Below are 18,818 nucleotides of genomic sequence, written 5' to 3' on the forward strand. Positions count from 1 at the left end.
TGCATTAAACTGCGATTTGCGGTAAAAAATCAAGCACCTATTCAACATTCAACGGGAAAGGGATCGGGTATTTCTATGGCTTATTTCGTCACCGGCGCCACCGGCTTCATCGGCCGTTTCTTGGTCAGCAACCTGCTGAAGCGCAAAGGCCAGGTGCATGTGCTGGTTCGCAAAGGATCGGCCAAGAAGCTCAGCCAGATCGGTGAAACGATGGGGTGGGACATGAAGCGCATCGTCCCCGTCACCGGTGATCTCTCCAAACCGAAACTCGGACTCAGCGCAGCCCAAATTACCGCGCTCAAGGGAAAAATCCAGCATTTCTTCCATCTGGCCGCCATCTACGACCTGACCGCCGATGCCGACAGCCAGAAACTGGCCAACATCGGGGGCACCAAGAACGCCCTCGAGCTGGCAACGGTCATCAAAGCCGGATGTTTCCATCACACCAGCTCCATCGCCGCCGCCGGGCTCTATCCGGGCGTGTTCCGCGAGGATATGTTCGAGGAAGCCGAAGGCCTGAAGGATCCCTACCTCAAGACCAAGCACGAATCGGAAGGCCTGGTGCGCAAGCAGACGGCAGTGCCTTACCGGATTTACCGGCCATCGATGGTGGTCGGGCATTCCAAAACCGGTGAAATCGACAAAATCGACGGCCCTTACTACCTGTTCACCCTGATCAAGAGAATCCGTCAGACCCTGCCGCAGTGGATGCCGACTCTGGGTATCGAGGGCGGACGGATCAATGTCGTGCCGGTGGATTTCGTGGCCGATGCCATGGACCACATCGCCCACAAGAAAGGACTGGACGGCCACTGCTTCCATCTGGTGGACCCGGAACCGATGCGTTTCGGCGAGCTGATGAACACCTTCGCCCGCGCCGCGCATGCGCCGGAAATGACCATGCGTCTGGATGCCCGCATGTTCGCGTTCATCCCGGCGCCCATGCGCATGGCGGTCAACAATCTGCCGCCGGTGAAGCGCCTGACCAACATGATCCTGCGCGATCTTAAAATCCCGAAATCGACTCTGGCCTTCATCACCTATCCGACCCGCTTCGATACCCGCGAGGCCGAGCGTGCCCTCAAGGGTTCCAAAATCGCAGTGCCGCCGCTTGAAAGCTATGCCTGGCGCCTCTGGGATTACTGGGAACGCAATCTCGATCCCGATCTGTTCATCGACCGTTCGTTGCGCGGCAAGGTCGAGGGCAAAGTGGTGCTGATTACCGGCGGCTCGTCCGGCATCGGCAAGGCCGCCGCCATTAAAATCGCCGAAGCCGGCGGAAAGGTGGTCATTGCCGCACGCGGCGAGGAAGAACTGGAAGCGACCCGCAAGGAAATCTGCGATGCCGGCCATCTGTGCTATGCCTACAAGGCGGATCTGGCCGATCTGGACTCCTGCGACAGCCTCATCGAACAGGTCTCCAAACAACATGGCGGCGTCGATATCCTGATCAACAATGCCGGCCGCTCCATCCGCCGTTCGATCGAGCTGAGCTTTGACCGCTTCCATGATTTCGAGCGCACCATGCAGCTGAATTATTTCGGCTCGTTGCGCCTGATCATGCAGTCCCTGCCGGGAATGATCGCCAAACGCCGGGGCCACATCATCAATATTTCATCCATCGGCGTTCTGGCCAGCTCACCCCGGTTCTCGGCTTATGTGGCCTCGAAAGCCGCGCTGGACGCGTTCAGTCATTGTGCGCAGGGCGAATTGTCCGGCAAAGGCATCAGCTTCACCACCATCAACATGCCTCTGGTGAAAACGCCGATGATCGCTCCGACCAAGATGTACGATTCGGTGCCGACGCTCAGCCCTGAAGAGGCCGCCGATCTGATCGTCAAGGCCATCATCGACAAACCCAGCCGTGTCGCCACCCGTCTCGGCGTATTCGCCGGCGTCGTGCATGCCGTGTTCCCGAAAGCCTATGAAGTGGTGATGAGCACCGCCTTCGAGCTGTTCCCGGACTCGGCTGCCGCCAAAGGCATGGCCGGACGCGGCGAGGCCGCGCAGCCGACCAATGAACAGATCGCTTTCGCATCGCTGATGCGAGGCGTGCACTGGTAATGCACTAAAGTCTCCGGACGAAAAAAAGCACCGCTTGCGGTGCTTTTCTCTTTCGCGCCGGCTGCGTTGTCCGTGCCGGGAGGGAAGGCGGCGGACAGTGCTGGCCGGTATTGGAAAATCAGGCTTTCGGAGCGCGCGGGGTCGGGGCTTTCGGAAGCACGGCTTTGCCGGCTTTCTTGGCCACGGCGGGCTTCTTCACGGCTTTCTTGACCGGCACGGCGGCTTTCTTGGCAACCGGGGCTTTGCCATTCTGCTTGCGCAGCTCGGCAGTCAGGGACTCGACGCGCTTGTTCAGGCCGGCCAGATCCTCACGGGTCGGCACGCCGAGGCGGGTCAGTGCGCGCTGGACGCGGTCTTCAAAGACCTTTTCCATGCGGTCCCAGGTGTCGGTGGCTTTTTCGCGGACGTTTTCGACGCGGTCTTCAACGCTGGCACGCACGACATCGACTTTGCCGTTGGCCAGTTTACGGGTCTGGGCTTCCAGGCTCATGCCTTTCTTGACCAGGGCATCGAACATGTCGGTACCTTCACCTTGGGCGCGTGCCAAGGCACCAACGCCGGCAGCCCAGATTTGCTGGGCAGTGCCAATCAGGTTGTGCGAAACGGCTTCGGCGCGTTTTGCGGCCGGCTTGCGGCTTGCGGTTTTGGTGCGGGCGGCTTTTTTGAGCTTGGCCATGGGGTAACCTCGATAATTGGGAATGAAGTAATCAAGCCGGACTACCGACTTGATGCGCATTATGCGCCCCCTGTCTAGAGCAAACACACCAGAAATCAAGGGCTTCAGCGGGTCGGGTCAGCGTATTTTACGCTTGCGCAGCCCGTGTTCGATATCATCGAGATTGTGCCAGAGCTGGGCAGTCGCGGCGGTCCGGCGATAGACCGGGGCGATGCCGTCCAGAAGCGTAATATCCGGATCGTTGAGTACGGCCATGTTCAGGGTCAGGCCGTGCTTGGCCAGCAGCGGCGCCAGTTGCTTTGCACGCGATTTCAGGTCGCGCAGGGTGCTCTGGAAGGCGTGTTCGCAGACCCGGTGACGCGAGGAGTAACTGAATACATTGGTGAAAAACATCTCGGCATCGTCTTCGTTCGGTTCCAGAACGAGCTGGTCGGTTTCCGGATACTGGCGTGCGTATTTCTCGAGACCGACCTGCATGCGCGACTGCAGCAGGGTACGGAACGTCTGCGACAGCACCATGGGCAATCCGCCGTCGGCGAGTTTGACCGCAGGTTCGGTGCCCTTGGGCCGGTTCTTGGCATTGAACGGCACGAACGGATTGATGCCGATCATCAGATCGATGCCGTGATCGAGCACGACCGAAGCATGCATGGTCCTGCGCAGTGCGCCGTCCACGAAATGGTGTCCGTTGATGTCGACCGGCGGATACAGGCCGGGCAGGGCGGCGCTGGCCTGCACGGCCTGGGAAATCGGCACGGCATTCCAGTCCTTGCTGCCGAACCGGACGGCTTTGCCCTGGTCGAGGTCGACGGCGACGACATACAGCGGCCGTTCCAGCTCGCGGAAATCGTTGCTGCGGCCGGGCCCGGTGAAGATGCCTTTCAGGAATTTCTCGATTGGTGCGTTATCGAACAGACCGGTCGGCACGGCACCGGTGAAACGCGATGTCAATTCGCTCAGTTGCGATCCGGTCGGGTCGGTGACCAGGCTTTTCCACCAGTCGAAGGCCAGTCCGGGCAGCGAAGAGACGCGTTTGCCGAACTCCATGAAAGCCGGCTTCAGGAACATGCGCGGCGAGAAATGAATCTCCGGATGGTCATTGGTAATGAAGATCTGGCAGATTTCCGCTGTGCTCAGGCGGTTGACCAGCCCGGCCGCGAGGAAGGCGCCGGAACTGACGCCGACATAGACATCCAGACGATTGAGGTCCAGTCCGTCGATGGCCACTTCCAGTGCACGCAGGGCGCCCAGTTCATACATGCCGCCGATGGGTCCGCCGCCGGCAATGGCGAGGCCGATTTTACCTTGGTGTCTTGCGGACTGACTGGCGGCTTGCAATACGAGCATGAAATGGCCGTGAATTGACGGTGGATTTCATTGTAAGGCTAAAATAGCCCGAGTCCAATCTTGGAGTGCCATCCCGCATGGCGGTCAATGATCTGCAAAGCCGTCTGGGGCGCCGACTGCGTTGGCAGAAACAGGCGCATCTGTTGGAAAAACAGGATGTTGTACTCGCGAAGTGGTTGCCCGTTCTCCGTGACTGGCAGGCCAAACGGCTTGCCGCGAGTTTTGCTCATTTCATGGACGATCCGCGCAAGCAGCCGGCGGCTTCGTTTTTCCTGTCCGATCTTTACGGTGATGCCGATTTCATGAAACGTGATGAAGAGGCCGCCAAAATACTGCCGAAGATGTCGCGTCTGCTGCCGGAAAATCTGTTGACCGCAGCGGTGGATGCCATCGAACTTTCCGTGCTCAGCCATGCCGTCGACATGCGCATGGCCCGTGAGCTGCACAGGACCGGAAAAAAACCGGCGGCACTCGATGCCGCGCTCTATCAGCAGGCCTACCGCAGCGTCGGTCTGCGCCGGCTGCGTCGACGTCAGATCGATCTGGTGATGGATGTCGGCTCCCGACTGGATGCGGTGGTTCAAAAGCATGGCATCTCGAAGCTGCTGGCGGCTTCACGCCTGCCGGCACGCATGCTCGGACTACAACACCTGCAGAGCTTTCTGGAACGCGGATTCAGTGCCTTCAACCATCTCGGCGGCGCCGAGGAGTTCCTGGATGAAATCCACCGTCAGGAAACCTGCATCGCGAAGCGCCTTGCAGCGGGTTCCCCGGATCCGTTTGCGCCGCCTTTCAGCTGAACTCTTCGTCCAGATAACGTTCGATTTCGCTTTCAATCGGACCTTTGAGCGCCGACAGGAAAAAGCCGAGATCGGCGAAGACATGAATGGATTTCGGATTCACCTTGATGTGGCCGTCGACCCCAGAACGGCTGAAGTTGAGCATGTTGCCGTCCCATTCGCATTCGACATCGAATTTTTCAACGATGTGATCGGCGACTTTCTGGACCTTTTTCTTGGCCTTGGCGATTTCAAGGCCGTGCGTGCGTTTGATGTCGATGGCGGCCATGGGCTTCCCGTAAACCTGCGAAGCCTAGAAAATACAATGAAATTGTCGGTTTGTCAGGCCGGATATGGTAAATTTCCAAAAAAGGTCGATCTATGCAATGGCTTCTGAACATCCCCGGACAAACTGCCGTCCTCGTCGGTGACACTCCCGTGCGTGTCGGCTCCGATCCGGCCTCGGAGATTTATCTGGCGCAGCCCGGCGTTGCCCCCGTGCATGCCCGTCTGCTTCCGGATGCCGGCGGTGTTCTGTGGATCGAGCCGGCTTCCGATGAGGCCGCGGCCGTGCACGTCAACGGCCGGCGGATCGTGCGCGCGGCGATGCTTGCACCCGGTGATGATCTGCATTTGGGAACCTGCGCGTTGCGGGTCTGTTCCGCGCAAAAACCGGACGCCGCCCGGCGCCCTGCGGAACAGCCGATCAATTTTTCGGGCAGGGTGGTGTTGCGCATGCTGACCGGTGCCGATACCGGACGGGCCCATGTGATGGTCAACAGCCTGTGCATCGGACGCTCTGATCTGTCCGAAGTACGCATCGACGATTCCGCGCTGGCCGAACGTCAAATTCTGCTGCAACGGCAGGGCAATGACATTTTCGCCAAGAATCTCAGCCCGGTGCTGGAAATGCGTATCAACGGATGGGTCTGTGAAGAGGCCCTGCTGCAGACCGGTGCGCGCATTGCCATCGAGCAGCATCGGTTCCGTCTGGAAGGACCCTGCAACGATGCCCAGCCCGTTTCCGGCCCTGAAATCGTCGAGACCGTGCATTTATCGGAGTCGCCGGCTCCGGATATTGCACCGGTCAAGCGTATATTCAGTCCGGCGCAGTGGATTCTTCTGGCGGCAGCGATTGCCATCTCCGCGGTTTTCATCATTCTGCTGAGTTTTTCGCCGTAATTTAAGGAAAATCCGTGAAATGGGTTTCGCAGGCCAAGCCCTGCGTGATAGGCTAGAACCCATATTTCATGGAGTTTTTTATGTCGCGCGCGTTCAATTTCAGTGCCGGTCCGGCCACTTTGCCCGAATCCGTTCTCGTTCAGGTCCGGGAGGAACTGCTGGAATGGCAGGGCGAGCGCGCTTCGGTCATGGAAGTGAGCCACCGCGGCAAGGCCTTCATCGATTGCGCCGCCCAGGCCGAGGCCGATCTGCGGCATCTGCTCGGCGTTACGGATGAGTATGCCGTGCTGTTCCTGCAGGGCGGAGCCACGACTGTGTCGGCACTTCTGCCGATGAATCTGGCCCGGGCCGACCAGGCCGGCGAATACCTGTTGACCGGCCATTGGGGTGAAAAGGCACTCGAAAATGCAAAGGCCTCGCTGGCTACGCATGTCGTTGCCAGCGATAAGATCAACGCCTATCGGAACATACCGGAAGCCTCAGCCTGGCAGCGTGCCGGCAATGCGGCTTACTTCCATTACACCTCCAATGAAACCATCCACGGCGTCGAGTTCGCGGATATCCCGGATTCCGGCGATGTGCCGCTTGTGGCCGATTTCTCCTCCAACTTCCTGGCGCGTCCGGTGGATGTCAGCCGCTTCGGCATGATCTATGCCGGCGCCCAGAAGAACCTCGGACCGGCCGGCATCACCATCGCGGTCATCCGCCGTGACCTGCTCGGCCGCCACGGCCGTGATCTGCCGCCGATTTTCGAATGGCAGAACCAGGTCAAGAACGATTCGATGTTCAATACGCCGCCGACATTCCCCTGGTATGTGGTCGGTCTGGTGCTGAAATGGATGATCGCCGAAGGCGGCACCGAAGCCTTCGCGCGCCGCAATGCCGAGAAAGCCGCATTGCTGTACAAGACCATCGACGGCTCCGGAGGTTTTTACCGGAACGAAGTCGCGGTATCGGCGCGCTCGACCATGAACGTGCCCTTCATGCTGAAAGACGAGGCCCTGGACAAGGCGTTTCTGAAAGAGAGCGAATCTGCCGGGCTGATGGGGCTGAAAGGCCATCGCGCACTCGGCGGCATGCGGGCCTCGATTTACAATGCCATGCCCGTGGCCGGAGTCCGGGCCTTGGCCGATTTCATGAACGATTTCGCGGTGCGCCATGGCTGAGCGTGCGGGAAAGCCGCCTTCGAAGAAGAAACCGGCCGACAAGTCCGCGAATAAAGCCGGCAAGAACGGCGCATCGCCGGCCGGCAATCCGGAGAAACTGCAGGAAGTACGCGCCCAGATCGACGGCATCGACCGGCAGATCCAGGAGCTGATCACCCAGCGCGCGACCTGGGCGTCCAAAGTGCGTGCCGCCAAGGGCGAGCTGCGTGCGGCGGTCGAATACTACCGGCCCGAGCGCGAATCGCAGATTCTGCGGCGCGTGCTCGACCGCAATCAGGGCCCGCTCAGCAACGAAGTCCTTCTGCGCCTGTTCCGTGAAATCATGTCGGCCTGTCTTGCCCAGCAGGAACCTCTGAAGGTCGGTTTCCTCGGTCCGGAGGGCACGTTTTCCCAGCAGGCCCTGCACAAGCACTTCGGACATTCCGCGCGATCCCTGCCGCTGGCCAGCATCGAAGAGGTCTTCCAGGAAATCGAAAGCGGCAATGCCGATTTCGGCGTCGTGCCGGTCGAGAATTCAGGTCAGGGCACCATCCAGTCCACGCTCGACATGTTCCTGACCTCCAAACTCAAGATCTGCGGCGAAGTCGAACTGCGCGTGCATCAGCACCTGCTGTCCCGCACCGGCAGGCTCGAGGACATCGAGCGCGTGTATTCGCACCCGCAGTCGCTGGCGCAGTGCAAGGCTTGGCTGCGCGCGAACCTGCCGCATGCCGAAAAAATCGCCGTATCCAGCAATGCCGAAGCCGCACGCCGGGCCCGCATCGCCGATGATGCCGCCGCCATCGCCGGCGAAACCGCCGGTCATGTGTACGGACTGAAGGTCCTTGCTGGACCGATCGAGGACCGGCAGGACAACACCACGCGTTTTCTGGTCATCGGCCGGGAGTTCTTCACTCCCTCCGGACACGATCGTACCTCGCTGCTGGTGTTCGTGCGCGACCAGCCCGGCGCCCTGTACAGCGTGCTGAGTCCATTCGCCAAGCATGGTGTCAGCATGAACCGCATCGAATCGCGCCCGGCACACAGCGGCCGTTGGCAATATGTGTTCTTCATCGATGTCAGCGGCCATGTCGAAGATGAAAACGTGGCGAAGGCCATGTCGGAACTCGGCGAGTTCGCCTCCGATGTGGTGGTGCTGGGATCCTATCCGGTTGCCCTGCTGTAAGCATGGCCGGCACTCCCGATTTCAAGGCTCTGGCCAACCCGGCCATGCGGAATCTTTCCGCCTATGATCCCGGTCATGACATTCCCGCGCTTCGCCGCCGCTTCGCCGGGGCCGGCGGGCTGCTCGAGCTGGGCTCCAACGAAAATCCGTTCGGACCGTCGCCCTCGGTGATTCCGGCCATCCAGGCCGAGTTGGCGCAGCTGCACCGTTACCCCGATCCGGCCGGAAACGCCTTGAAACGCGCCATTGCCCGATCACAGGGCGTTGGCGAGCAGCACATCATGCTCGGCAACGGCTCGCATGAATTGCTGATGCAGTTGGCGCAGGTGTTTACCGGACCCGACGACGAGGTGCTGCTGAGCCGCTATTGTTTTGCGGTCTATCCCATCGCGGCGAAAGCCGCCGGCGCGCTGCCGGTCTATGCCGATGCCTATCCGGCGGACCATGCCATGGCGCTCGGTCATGACCTCGATGCGCTGGCCGCCGCGATTACGCCACGCACCAAACTGATCTGCTTCGCCAATCCCAATAATCCGACCGGAACCTGGTTCGGCAGCCGGCAACTCATCGATTTCCTCGACCGTGTGCCGCCCGAGGTGCTGGTGCTTGTCGATGAAGCCTATATCGAGTACGTTTCCGATCCTGCGCTGGGCAGCGCCTTGGCGCTGTGCACGCGCTATCCGAACCTGATCGTGGCACGGACCTTTTCCAAGGCGTATGGTCTGGCCGGGCTGCGTGTCGGGTACCTCATCGCCGAGCCGTCCGTATTGGCGCTGTTGGAGCCGGTCCGCGAATCATTCAATGTGAATGCCCTGGCTTTGGCGGCGTCCGAGGCGGCCCTTGCCGATGGACCCCACCTGCAGAAGGTGGTCGCCCGGACGCAGGAACAACGCGAGTGGCTGTCAGCGGCTTTACGTGGACTCGGACTGCGTGTGTCGCCATCGCAGACCAATTTTCTGTTGGTGCATTTCGGGCCCGAAACACCGGCCATCGAGCAGGTCCTGCTTCAGCAGGGAATCGTGGTCCGGCCCATGGGCGGATACGGGCTGGGCGAATACCTACGCATTACGGTGGCGGACCGCTCTGAAAATGAGCGTCTGATGGCCGCGCTGAAGGCGGTGCGGCCATGAGCCTGAACTGGACGGCATCGCGCTCAGCCGGTCTGGCCGGCAGCTTCCAGGTGCCCGGCGATAAATCGATTTCCCACCGGGCGGTCATGTTCGGTGCATTGGCCGAGGGAACAACCCGTATCCACGGCTTTCTGGAAGGCGAAGACACCCGTGCCACGGCACGCATTTTCAGCCAGCTCGGGGTGCGCATTGACATACCGGATACGCAATCCCGGGTCATCCATGGCGTAGGCCTGCATGGCCTGCGTGCCAGCACTGAGGTGCTTGACTGCGGAAATGCCGGAACCGGCATGCGGTTGCTGTCCGGACTGCTGTGTGCCCAGGCCTTTGACAGCGTCCTGACCGGGGATGCCTCCCTGTCGCAGCGCCCGATGGCACGGGTCATCGGCAAACTGGAAGCGATGGGTGCCCGCATTACCGCGCGTGACGGAAATTACGCGCCGCTGCATATCCATGGCGGCCAGCAGTTGAAGCCGGTTGTGATTGATACCGGCGTGGCCAGCGCGCAAGTCAAATCCGCCTTGCTGTTCGCGGCGATGTATGCGGACGGCGAATCGGTCATCACCGAACCGCGGCCGACCCGCGATTACACCGAAGCCATGCTCAAATCGTTCGGCTGGCCGGTCACCTACGGTCCCGGACGGGTCCAGATCCGGGGCGGCGGCCGTCTTCAAGCCGGCGATATTCGGATTCCGGGCGATATTTCTTCCGCGGCATTTTTCATCACCGCCGCACTTCTGATTCCGGGTTCCGACATCACCTTGGAGAATATCGGCATCAATCCGCGCCGCACCGGGATTTTGCAGGCGCTGCGACTGATGGGCGGCCGCATCGAGGTGATCAATGCCCGGGAGCAGGGCGGGGAACCGGTGGCCGATCTGCGCGTCCGGCATTCGGACTTGAAGGCAATCGATCTGCCGGAAAGCCTGGTTCCCGACATGATCGACGAATGCCCGATTTTTTTCGTGGCGGCCGCACTGGCCGAAGGCACCACCCGTGCCCGGGGCTTGGCCGAGTTGCGGGTCAAGGAGTCCGATCGGATTGCCAGCATGGTGGCGGGCTTGCGGGCCATGGGCATTGCGGTTGAAGACACCCCGGAGAGCGTCACCATTACCGGCGGTATCTTGCATGGTGCCGCCATCGACAGTCACGACGACCACCGGATTGCCATGAGTTTCGCCGTGGCGGCGCAATGCGCGTCCGGACAGACCCTGATCCGCGATTGCGACAATGTGGCGACTTCCTTCCCCGGATTCGTCGATTTGGCGCGTTCAGCGGGTATGATTCTTGAATGAGGGCTTAATTGCCCGCGCCTTTCGGAGAGCCCATGTCGCACATTTCAGTCCCTGTGGTGACCATTGACGGACCGGCTGGAGCCGGGAAAGGCACGGTCAGCCGGCTGGTGGCCCAAGCCCTGGGATGGGCCTACCTGGACTCCGGCGCCCTGTACCGGGCGGTCGGGATTGCCGCTGCATGGGAAGGGATCGGCTTGGATGAGCCGGAGCAGTTGGCGGCATGCGCAGCTCGAACAGACATTAAGTTCGTTACTCAAGCTACTGATGAACCTAAAATAATTGTCAATGGAAAAGAAGCGACCGACGATATCCGTTCGGAATTAGCCGGCTCCATGGCGTCGGCTTTGGCCGCCCAGCCGGAGGTCCGTACGGCCTTGGTCCTGCTGCAGCGGAGCTTCCGGGCGCCGCCGGGACTGGTCGCCGATGGTCGCGATATGGGCACGGTCATCTTTCCTGATGCCCCGTACAAGTTCTTCCTGACCGCCAGTCCCATGGAGCGTGCCCAGAGACGGCATAAGCAGTTGATGGAAAAAGGAGTTTCTGTTAAACTTGACGACCTATTGCACGAAATCGTGGCCCGTGATGAACGTGATGCGAACCGTGCGGTGGCGCCGTTGAAGCCGGCCGATGATGCCATCATCATCGACTCGACATCCCTGCCCATCGCTGCGGTCATCGATCGGATCCTTTCCGTTCTGCCGTCACATTACCGCTCGTAAGCGGGTTTCCGGTTCTGCAATAGGACAGGCCTCTGCCCCGGCAGGGATTTTCAACGTGCATCCGCACACAACAGGTGGGTTGCCTAATCCGGCAACCTGTTCATCAACTCGAGAGTTAATCATGACCGAATCATTTGCAGAACTGTTTGAGCAAAGCCAAACATCCCTTAACAACCTGAAATCCGGCGCCATCGTTACCGGCACCGTGGAAGAAATCCGCGCCGACGTCGTCGTCGTCAACGTCGGCCTGAAGTCGGAAGGCGTCATCGACATCAATCAGTTCCGCAACGAACAGGGCGAAATCGAAGTCGCCGTGGGCGACATCGTCAAGGTCGCGTTGGAAGCCGTCGAGAACGGTTTCGGCGAAACCATCCTTTCCCGTGACAAGGCGAAAAAAGCGCTGGTCTGGGACGAATTGGAAACCGTCATGGACGCCGGCGAAATCGTCACCGGCCGTATCAGCGGCAAAGTCAAAGGCGGCTTCACGGTCGATATCCGCGAAGTGCGCGCCTTCCTGCCCGGCTCCCTGGTGGATGTGCGCCCCGTGCGCGACCCGGGTTACCTGGAAGGCAAGGAACTGGAATTCAAGATCATCAAGCTCGACCGCAAACGCAACAACGTCGTTGTGTCGCGCCGCGCCGTGGTTGAAACCGAAAACAGCGCCGAACGCGAGCAGATGCTGGAACGCCTGACCGAAGGCACCATCGTCACCGGCGTGGTCAAGAACCTCACCGATTACGGCGCATTCGTCGATCTCGGCGGCGTCGACGGCCTGTTGCACATCACCGACATGGCCTGGAAACGCGTCCGTCATCCGTCCGAAGTGGTCAACGTCGGCGACGAACTGCAGGTCCGCGTACTGAAGTACGACCGCGAACGTAACCGCGTTTCGCTGGGCCTCAAGCAGCTGGGCGAAGATCCGTGGGAAAACATCGCGCGTCGCTACCCGGCCAACACCCGCGCTTTCGGCAAGGTCTCCAACGTCACCGATTACGGTGCATTCGTGGAAATCGAACCGGGCGTCGAGGGTCTGGTGCACGTGTCCGAAATGGATTGGACCAACAAGAACGTCAACCCGAGCAAGGTCGTCCAGCTGGGCGATGACGTCGAAGTCATGGTTCTGGACGTCGACGCCGAACGCCGCCGCATTTCGCTCGGCATCAAGCAGTGCGTGTCCAATCCGTGGGAAGCTTTCGCCGCCATCTACAAGAAAGGCGACAAGGTTTCCGGCCAGATCAAGTCGATCACCGATTTCGGCGTGTTCATCGGTCTGGACGGCGGCATCGACGGCCTGATCCACCTGTCCGACATCTCCTGGAGCTCGACCGGCGAAGAAGCCGTGCGCGAACTCAAGAAGGGCGACACCCTGGAAGCCGTCGTTCTGGCGGTCGATCCGGAACGCGAGCGCATTTCGCTGGGCGTCAAGCAGCTTGAACAGGACCCGATGGGCCAGTTCACCGCGAACACCCAGAAAGGCGCCATCGTCAAGGGCACCGTGCGCGAAGTCGACGCCAAGGGCGCCGTCATCGATCTCGAAGGCGGACTCGAAGGCTACGTGAAAGCCAACGACATCGCCAAAGAGCGCATCGAAGACGCCAGTCAGCACCTGAAAGTGGGCGATGTGATCGAAGCCAAGTACATCGGCAACGACCGCAAAGGCCGCGTCATGCAGCTGTCCATCCGTGCCAAAGATGAAGCCGAACTGCAGGAAAGCCTGGCTGAAGTGAACAAGGCCGATGCTTCCAGCGGTACCACCAAGCTGGGCGCGCTGCTGCGTGAACAGATGGGTAAAGGCGAGTAATTAAGCACCATCCGGTCCGGCGCAAGCCGGACCGGATTTTACCGGGTAACCAACATGACCAAGTCCGAGCTCATTGAATTCCTGTCCAAGCAACAGCCGCATCTGAAAGCGGACGATGTCGACCTCGCGGTCAAGACCATTCTGGAAATGATGAGCTCCTCGCTGTCCGAGGGCAAGCGCATCGAAATCCGCGGCTTCGGCAGTTTTTCCCTGCATTACCGTCCGGCCCGTACCGGCAGAAACCCCAAGACCGGTGAGGCTGTCGAGCTCAGCGGCAAACACGTGCCGCACTTCAAGCCCGGCAAAGAGCTGCGCGACCGCGTCAACAACGTCACCGAAATCCAGCCGCACAGTTAATTCCGCAGGTCTTTTCGGTTAAGCTGTAGCAATCGGAACGGAGACGGACATGCGCGCGCTCAAAGCCATCATCGCCCTGTTGTTCGTGCTGGCGGGCATCGCGCTCGGCGCACTCAACCAGCAGACGATTACCGTTGATCTGTTTTTCGCACGTTATCAGGCCCATCTCGGCCTGGCGCTTTTGTTATGTGTAATTGCAGGCGCCGTCATCGGCGGAGCCCTGGCAAGCGTCGGTTTGGTTTCAGGCCGATCCAGACCTCCAAAGTCAGCCGAATCCCGTACCGAAGGCGGTAAATCCGCATGATGACCAACGTCGCATGGCTGCTGCTGATTCCGGCCGCGATTGCGATTGGCTGGCTGCTTGGGCGCCGTGGCGGTGAGATCAAGGGCGGCGCCAAGATTTCGCGTCTGTCCAATACCTATTTCCGCGGCCTCAATTACCTGCTCAACGAGCAGCAGGACAAAGCCCTCGAGATATTCCTTCAAATCGCGGAAGTCGACAAGGAAACCGTGGAAACCCAGTTCGCTTTGGGACACCTGTTCCGCCGCCGGGGCGAAGTCGACCGCGCCATCCGTCTGCACCAGAATCTGGTGGCGCGTACCGGCCTCAGTGAAGAACAGAAAACCCGCGCCGTGCTCGAACTTGGCGAGGATTACATGCGTGCCGGGCTTCTGGACCGCGCCGAAACCCTGTTCAACGATCTGGTACAGATGGGCGTCCATGCCCCGAAAGCCCTGCAACAGCTCATTTCAATCTATCAGTCCGAACGCGACTGGAAGCAAGCCATCACCTATGCCCTGAAGTACGAGCAGATCACCGGCGAGGCCATGGGTGAAAGCATCGCCCACTACTATTGCGAACTGGCCGATAAGCACGTGCATGAGGGCAATCTGGTTGCCGCCCGCGACCGCATCGCCTCCGCCTATTCTTCGGATTCCCAATGCGTGCGCGCAGGGATGATCGAAGGCCGTCTCGACCTGCTCGAGGACAACGATGCCGGTGCCATCCGCGCCTTCGAACGGGTTGCCCGGCACGATGTCGATTACCTGCCGGAAGTGCTGCCGCAGCTGATGGAGTGTTACGAACGCCGCGGCGAGCTGATGCGTGCGCGCGGCTTTCTGCAGGAAGTCATCGAACAGTATGCCGGCGTCACGCCATTGCTGGCGCTGACCGATCTGATCGAGCGCGATGAAGGTCCCTTGGCGGCACAGGAGTTCCTGGCCAAACAGCTGCTGCAGCGTCCGTCGGTTCGCGGCGAAGCGGTACTGTTGGAAAAGGCCGTCGCCAATCCGGGCGCCGAGCCGGTGGAAACCCTGAAAACGCTCAAGCAGATCACCGATCAGCTGCTGGTGCGTTCCGCCAATTACCGCTGCGTCAACTGCGGCTTCGGCGCCCGTGCCCACCACTGGCAGTGTCCGAGCTGCAAGCATTGGGGCAGCGTGAAACCGCTGCTCAACCTGTTGGGATCATGAACAAGGACGGTCGATGGCATTCCAGGTAAAGAAAGCGGTATTTCCGGTCGCCGGCCTCGGCACCCGGTTTCTGCCGGCCACCAAGACGGTGCCCAAGGAAATGCTTCCGGTGGTCGATAAACCGCTGATCCAGTATGCGGTCGATGAAGCCATCGAGGCCGGCATCGATACCCTGGTGTTCGTCACCAACCGCTACAAACATGCCGTGGCCGATTATTTCGACAAGGCTTACGAGCTGGAACAGAAGCTGGAAAAGGCCGGAAAATCCGAACTGCTGGCAATGATCCGGGATGTGCTGCCAAAGCATGTGCGATGCGTATTCGTCACCCAGGCCGAAGCGCTGGGCCTTGGCCATGCCGTGCTGTGCGCGAAACCGGTCATCGGCAATGAACCTTTCGCCGTCCTTCTACCCGATGATCTGATCTGGAGCAAGGGCAGGGGTGCGTTGGGCCAGATGGTCGATCTGGCCGGCAAGGAAAATGCCAGCGTCATTTCCGTACAACCGGTTCCGCAGGAACAGACTTCGAGTTACGGGATCGTGTCGGCCCCGAATTTTACCGGCCGGTTCGGCGCCATCGAGCAGATTGTCGAGAAACCCAAGCCGGAAAAGGCGCCGAGCAATCTGGCCGTAGTCGGCCGTTACGTGCTCAGCGGGGCCATTTTCCCGATTCTGGAAAAAACACGTTCCGGGACCGGCGGCGAGATCCAGTTGACCGATGCCATCGCCGAACTGCTCAAGCAGGATAAAGTCTTGGCTTACCAGTTTGAAGGACGCCGCTTCGACTGCGGAACCCGCATTGGATTGATTGAAGCCACCATCCAGTATGCGCTGGACCACGATGATCTGGCCGCCGAGGCCAGAGCCTACATGCAGGCCGCACTCGCGGCGAAATAATCCGGCCCATGCCGGCACGGTTTATAATAACGGCCTGAGGAGAACCGTCATGGCCGTCATCAAGCAAGCCGATTTCATCGAAAGCATCGCCGATGCGCTGCAGTACATTTCCTATTACCATCCGGTCGATTACATCACCAATCTGGCTGCGGCGTATGCGCGTGAAGAATCGCCGGCGGCCAAGGATGCCATGGCGCAGATCCTGATCAATTCGCGCATGAGCGCCGAGGGCCACCGGCCCTTGTGCCAGGACACCGGCATCGTCACCGTATTCCTTGAAATCGGCATGGATGTGCGCTGGGATGCCACGCTGTCGGTCGAAGACATGGTCAACGAAGGCGTGCGCCGCGCCTACAACCACCCGGACAACAAACTGCGCGCCTCGGTGCTGGCCGATCCGGCCGGAAAGCGCATCAACACCAAAGACAACACCCCGGCCGTGGTCAACATGAAAGTGGTGCCGGGCCGTACGGTAGACGTCATTGTGGCGGCCAAAGGCGGCGGCTCGGAAGCCAAGTCGAAATTCGCCATGCTCAATCCCTCCGATTCCATCGTCGACTGGGTGGTTAAGACCGTGCCGACCATGGGTGCCGGCTGGTGCCCGCCGGGCATGCTCGGCATCGGCATCGGCGGAACGGCCGAAAAAGCCATGCTGCTGGCTAAAGAAGCCCTGATGGAACCGATCGACATCAATGACCTGAAAGCACGCGGTCCGTCTAATCGTGCCGAAGAGCTGCGTCTGGAGCTGTTCGAGAAAGTGAATGCGCTCGGCATCGGCGCCCAGGGGCTCGGCGGTTTGACCACCGTTCTGGATGTCAAAGTGAAGGATTTCCCGACGCATGCCGCCAATCTGCCGGTCGCGCTGATTCCCAACTGCGCCGCGACCCGCCATGCCCATTTCACCCTGGATGGCAGCGGTCCGGTCAGTCTGGAACCGCCGACGTTGAGCGATTGGCCCCAGCTGGCACTGGATTTCAAAAAATCGCGTCCGGTCAATCTCGACACGCTGACTCCGGCCGAAACCGCGACATGGAAGCCCGGTGAAACCCTGCTGCTCAGCGGAAAGATGTACACCGGACGTGATGCCGCCCACAAGCGCATGGTCGACATGCTCAACCGCGGCGAAAAACTGCCGGTGGATTTCACCGGCAAGATGATTTATTACGTCGGCCCGGTCGATCCGGTACGCGATGAAGTGGTCGGTCCGGCCGGCCCGACCACGGCCACCCGCATGGACAAATTCACCGAGCAGGTCCTGGCACAGACCGGTCTGATCGGCATGATTGGAAAGTCCGAGCGTGGTCCGGCGGCCATCGAGGCCATCAAAAAGCACAAGTCCGTTTATTTGATGGCGGTCGGCGGCGCCGCCTATCTGGTGTCCAAAGCCATCAAAGCCGCCAGAGTGGTGGGTTTCGAAGACCTGGGCATGGAAGCGATTTACGAATTCACGGTCAAGGACATGCCGGTCACCGTTGCCGTCGACAGCACCGGCGAATCGGTCCACGAGACCGGCCCGAAGCAATGGCAGGCGCGCATCGGCAAGATTCCGGTGGTGAAAGCTCGACGAGGTCTGCTACGAAATCCGCGGACCCGCCTTGGAGCGGGCCAAGGAGCTCGAAGACCAAGGTCACAGCATCATCAAACTCAACATCGGCAATCTGGCCGTGTTCGGGTTCAATCCGCCGGATGACATCGTCCGCGATGTCATCGGAAACCTCAGTCGCGCCGGCGGCTACAGCGATTCCAAGGGCATTTATTCCGCGCGCAAGGCGGTCATGAACTATGCCCAGGACTGCGGCATACGTGGCGTCGGTCTGGAGGACATCTACATCGGCAACGGCGTGTCCGAACTCATTCTGCTGGCCATGAATGCGCTTCTGGATGATGGCGATGAGGTGCTGGTGCCGGCGCCGGATTACCCGTTATGGACGGCGGCGGTTTCCCTTTCCGGCGGCAAGCCGGTGCATTACCTGTGCGATGAAGCCGCCGACTGGCAACCCGATCTTGACGATCTGCGCGCACGGATAACGCCAAACACCAAAGCGCTAGTCGTCATCAACCCCAATAATCCGACCGGTGCCGTGTACCCCAAACCGATGCTTGAAGCCTTGCTGCAGATCGCCAGGGAACACCAGCTGCTGGTGTTCGCCGACGAAATCTACGACAAGACCCTGTATGACGGCGAAACCCATACCGCGCTCGCCTCGCTTGCCGAAGATGTGTTCTGCATCAGCTTCGGCGGGCTTTCCAAAAACTACCGCGCCTGCGGTTACCGCGCAGGCTGGATGATTCTCAGCGGTGCACGCGAACATGCCAAGGACTACATCGACGGCCTCAATATCGTCACTTCGATGCGGCTTTGTGCCAACGTGCCTGCACAGTATGCCATCCAGACCGCGCTCGGCGGCACCCAAAGCATCGAGCATCTGGTCGCAGCCGATGGCCGATTGACCCGGCAGCGCGATCTGGCCTGGCAGCGGCTGACCGCGATTCCGGGTGTCAGCTGCGTCAAACCCAAAGGCGCCCTGTATCTGTTCCCGAAGTTCGACCCGTCGGTGTATCCGATCGACGATGACCAGAAGTTCATCACCGAATTGCTCGAGCAGGAGAAGGTGCTGCTGGTCCAGGGCACCGGGTTCAACTGGCCGAAACACGACCATGTGCGCGTGGTGTTCCTGCCCAACACCGATGAAATGACCGAAGCGCTTGACCGCATTGAACGCTTCCTCGCCGATTACCGTGCCCGGCACGGCACCTGAACAGGAGATT

The 18,818-nt window shown here is 60.3% G+C and carries 17 protein-coding genes and 1 pseudogene; 15 read left to right on the forward strand and 3 right to left on the reverse strand.

What is annotated here, in order from left to right; all coding sequences use genetic code 11:
• The first annotated feature begins 75 nt into the window (after positions 1-75).
• Positions 76-2,064, forward strand: coding sequence for an SDR family oxidoreductase (locus Q0W88_RS02565; protein WP_297799696.1), 1,989 nt, complete (start codon positions 76-78; stop codon positions 2,062-2,064).
• A 118-nt stretch (positions 2,065-2,182) separates the two neighbouring features.
• Here the strand turns inward: Q0W88_RS02565 and Q0W88_RS02570 are convergent, their stop codons facing one another.
• The gene (locus tag Q0W88_RS02570) at positions 2,183-2,740 is read right to left on the reverse strand and encodes a phasin family protein (RefSeq protein WP_297799698.1); all 558 of its coding nucleotides are present in this window, start codon (positions 2,738-2,740) and stop codon (positions 2,183-2,185) included.
• A gap of 117 nt (positions 2,741-2,857) precedes the next feature.
• Positions 2,858-4,087: a patatin-like phospholipase family protein gene (locus Q0W88_RS02575; RefSeq protein ID WP_297799700.1), complete on the reverse strand. Its 1,230-nt coding sequence runs from the start codon at positions 4,085-4,087 to the stop codon at positions 2,858-2,860.
• 77 nt (positions 4,088-4,164) lie between these two features.
• On the opposite strand from Q0W88_RS02575, the gene Q0W88_RS02580 reads away from it, so the two are divergent.
• Positions 4,165-4,887 carry a hypothetical protein gene (locus Q0W88_RS02580; RefSeq protein WP_297799702.1) on the forward strand — a complete coding sequence of 241 codons (723 nt, stop codon included), beginning with the start codon at positions 4,165-4,167 and terminating at the stop codon, positions 4,885-4,887.
• Here the strand turns inward: Q0W88_RS02580 and Q0W88_RS02585 are convergent.
• Entirely contained in the window at positions 4,880-5,155 is a 276-nt protein-coding gene (locus Q0W88_RS02585; RefSeq protein ID WP_297799704.1) for a polyhydroxyalkanoic acid system family protein, read from the reverse strand. The genes Q0W88_RS02580 and Q0W88_RS02585 overlap by 8 nt on opposite strands.
• A 92-nt stretch (positions 5,156-5,247) precedes the next feature.
• Between Q0W88_RS02585 and Q0W88_RS02590 the strand changes: the two genes are divergently transcribed.
• The 13 genes and pseudogenes from Q0W88_RS02590 (at position 5,248) to Q0W88_RS02650 (ending at position 18,808) form a co-directional block, all read left to right on the forward strand.
• Positions 5,248-6,048 (forward strand): FHA domain-containing protein, encoded by an 801-nt coding sequence (locus tag Q0W88_RS02590; RefSeq protein ID WP_297799706.1) that lies wholly within the window; start codon positions 5,248-5,250, stop codon positions 6,046-6,048.
• 80 nt (positions 6,049-6,128) lie between these two features.
• Positions 6,129-7,214 (forward strand): 3-phosphoserine/phosphohydroxythreonine transaminase, encoded by a 1,086-nt coding sequence (gene serC / locus Q0W88_RS02595; RefSeq protein WP_297799709.1) that lies wholly within the window; start codon positions 6,129-6,131, stop codon positions 7,212-7,214.
• The gene (gene pheA / locus Q0W88_RS02600) at positions 7,207-8,379 is read left to right on the forward strand and encodes a prephenate dehydratase (RefSeq protein WP_297799711.1); all 1,173 of its coding nucleotides are present in this window, start codon (positions 7,207-7,209) and stop codon (positions 8,377-8,379) included. The genes serC and pheA overlap by 8 nt, the downstream gene beginning before the upstream one ends.
• A gap of 2 nt (positions 8,380-8,381) precedes the next feature.
• The gene (hisC, locus tag Q0W88_RS02605; protein WP_297799713.1) at positions 8,382-9,509 is read left to right on the forward strand and encodes a histidinol-phosphate transaminase; all 1,128 of its coding nucleotides are present in this window, start codon (positions 8,382-8,384) and stop codon (positions 9,507-9,509) included.
• Positions 9,506-10,804, forward strand: coding sequence for a 3-phosphoshikimate 1-carboxyvinyltransferase (aroA, locus tag Q0W88_RS02610; protein ID WP_297799716.1), 1,299 nt, complete (start codon positions 9,506-9,508; stop codon positions 10,802-10,804). The genes hisC and aroA overlap by 4 nt, the downstream gene beginning before the upstream one ends.
• Before the next feature lie 32 nt (positions 10,805-10,836).
• A complete protein-coding gene (cmk, locus tag Q0W88_RS02615) occupies positions 10,837-11,523 on the forward strand; it encodes a (d)CMP kinase (protein ID WP_297799718.1) in 687 nt (228 codons plus the stop codon).
• 121 nt (positions 11,524-11,644) lie between these two features.
• Complete coding sequence (rpsA, locus tag Q0W88_RS02620) at positions 11,645-13,324, forward strand: 30S ribosomal protein S1 (RefSeq protein WP_297799720.1); 1,680 nt, start codon at positions 11,645-11,647, stop codon at positions 13,322-13,324.
• A 54-nt stretch (positions 13,325-13,378) separates the two neighbouring features.
• Complete coding sequence (locus Q0W88_RS02625) at positions 13,379-13,681, forward strand: integration host factor subunit beta (RefSeq protein ID WP_297799722.1); 303 nt, start codon at positions 13,379-13,381, stop codon at positions 13,679-13,681.
• A 49-nt stretch (positions 13,682-13,730) separates the two neighbouring features.
• The gene (locus Q0W88_RS02630) at positions 13,731-13,985 is read left to right on the forward strand and encodes a LapA family protein (protein WP_297799724.1); all 255 of its coding nucleotides are present in this window, start codon (positions 13,731-13,733) and stop codon (positions 13,983-13,985) included.
• Positions 13,982-15,154 carry a lipopolysaccharide assembly protein LapB gene (gene lapB, locus Q0W88_RS02635; RefSeq protein WP_297799726.1) on the forward strand — a complete coding sequence of 391 codons (1,173 nt, stop codon included), beginning with the start codon at positions 13,982-13,984 and terminating at the stop codon, positions 15,152-15,154. The genes Q0W88_RS02630 and lapB overlap by 4 nt, the downstream gene beginning before the upstream one ends.
• A gap of 13 nt (positions 15,155-15,167) precedes the next feature.
• On the forward strand, positions 15,168-16,049 hold the full coding sequence (galU, locus tag Q0W88_RS02640) for a UTP--glucose-1-phosphate uridylyltransferase GalU (protein WP_297799728.1): 882 nt from the start codon (positions 15,168-15,170) through the stop codon (positions 16,047-16,049).
• 49 nt (positions 16,050-16,098) lie between these two features.
• Positions 16,099-17,604: pseudogene (locus Q0W88_RS02645) on the forward strand (fumarate hydratase); the annotation flags it as partial.
• Positions 17,605-17,644: 40 nt separating this feature from the next.
• The gene (locus tag Q0W88_RS02650; protein ID WP_297799730.1) at positions 17,645-18,808 is read left to right on the forward strand and encodes a pyridoxal phosphate-dependent aminotransferase; all 1,164 of its coding nucleotides are present in this window, start codon (positions 17,645-17,647) and stop codon (positions 18,806-18,808) included.
• The last annotated feature ends 10 nt before the right edge of the window (positions 18,809-18,818 follow it).

The sequence above is a fragment of the Arenimonas sp. GDDSR-1 genome, assembly GCF_025980345.1.
Taxonomy (GTDB): Bacteria; Pseudomonadota; Gammaproteobacteria; order Xanthomonadales; family Xanthomonadaceae; genus Arenimonas.

Bases quoted from the DNA above. Each gene is read 5' to 3' on its own strand.
- serC (WP_297799709.1), top strand. From the start codon at position 6,129: ATGTCGCGCGCGTTCAATTTCAGTGCCGGTCCGGCCACTTTGCCCGAA.
- Q0W88_RS02625 (WP_297799722.1), top strand. From the start codon at position 13,379: ATGACCAAGTCCGAGCTCATTGAATTCCTGTCCAAGCAACAGCCGCAT.
- Q0W88_RS02565 (WP_297799696.1), top strand. From the start codon at position 76: ATGGCTTATTTCGTCACCGGCGCCACCGGCTTCATCGGCCGTTTCTTG.
- cmk (WP_297799718.1), top strand. From the start codon at position 10,837: ATGTCGCACATTTCAGTCCCTGTGGTGACCATTGACGGACCGGCTGGA.
- Q0W88_RS02575 (WP_297799700.1), bottom strand. From the start codon at position 4,087: ATGCTCGTATTGCAAGCCGCCAGTCAGTCCGCAAGACACCAAGGTAAA.
- Q0W88_RS02580 (WP_297799702.1), top strand. From the start codon at position 4,165: ATGGCGGTCAATGATCTGCAAAGCCGTCTGGGGCGCCGACTGCGTTGG.
- aroA (WP_297799716.1), top strand. From the start codon at position 9,506: ATGAGCCTGAACTGGACGGCATCGCGCTCAGCCGGTCTGGCCGGCAGC.
- Q0W88_RS02630 (WP_297799724.1), top strand. From the start codon at position 13,731: ATGCGCGCGCTCAAAGCCATCATCGCCCTGTTGTTCGTGCTGGCGGGC.
- lapB (WP_297799726.1), top strand. From the start codon at position 13,982: ATGATGACCAACGTCGCATGGCTGCTGCTGATTCCGGCCGCGATTGCG.
- Q0W88_RS02585 (WP_297799704.1), bottom strand. From the start codon at position 5,155: ATGGCCGCCATCGACATCAAACGCACGCACGGCCTTGAAATCGCCAAG.
- Q0W88_RS02570 (WP_297799698.1), bottom strand. From the start codon at position 2,740: ATGGCCAAGCTCAAAAAAGCCGCCCGCACCAAAACCGCAAGCCGCAAG.
- Q0W88_RS02590 (WP_297799706.1), top strand. From the start codon at position 5,248: ATGCAATGGCTTCTGAACATCCCCGGACAAACTGCCGTCCTCGTCGGT.
- galU (WP_297799728.1), top strand. From the start codon at position 15,168: ATGGCATTCCAGGTAAAGAAAGCGGTATTTCCGGTCGCCGGCCTCGGC.
- hisC (WP_297799713.1), top strand. From the start codon at position 8,382: ATGGCCGGCACTCCCGATTTCAAGGCTCTGGCCAACCCGGCCATGCGG.
- rpsA (WP_297799720.1), top strand. From the start codon at position 11,645: ATGACCGAATCATTTGCAGAACTGTTTGAGCAAAGCCAAACATCCCTT.
- pheA (WP_297799711.1), top strand. From the start codon at position 7,207: ATGGCTGAGCGTGCGGGAAAGCCGCCTTCGAAGAAGAAACCGGCCGAC.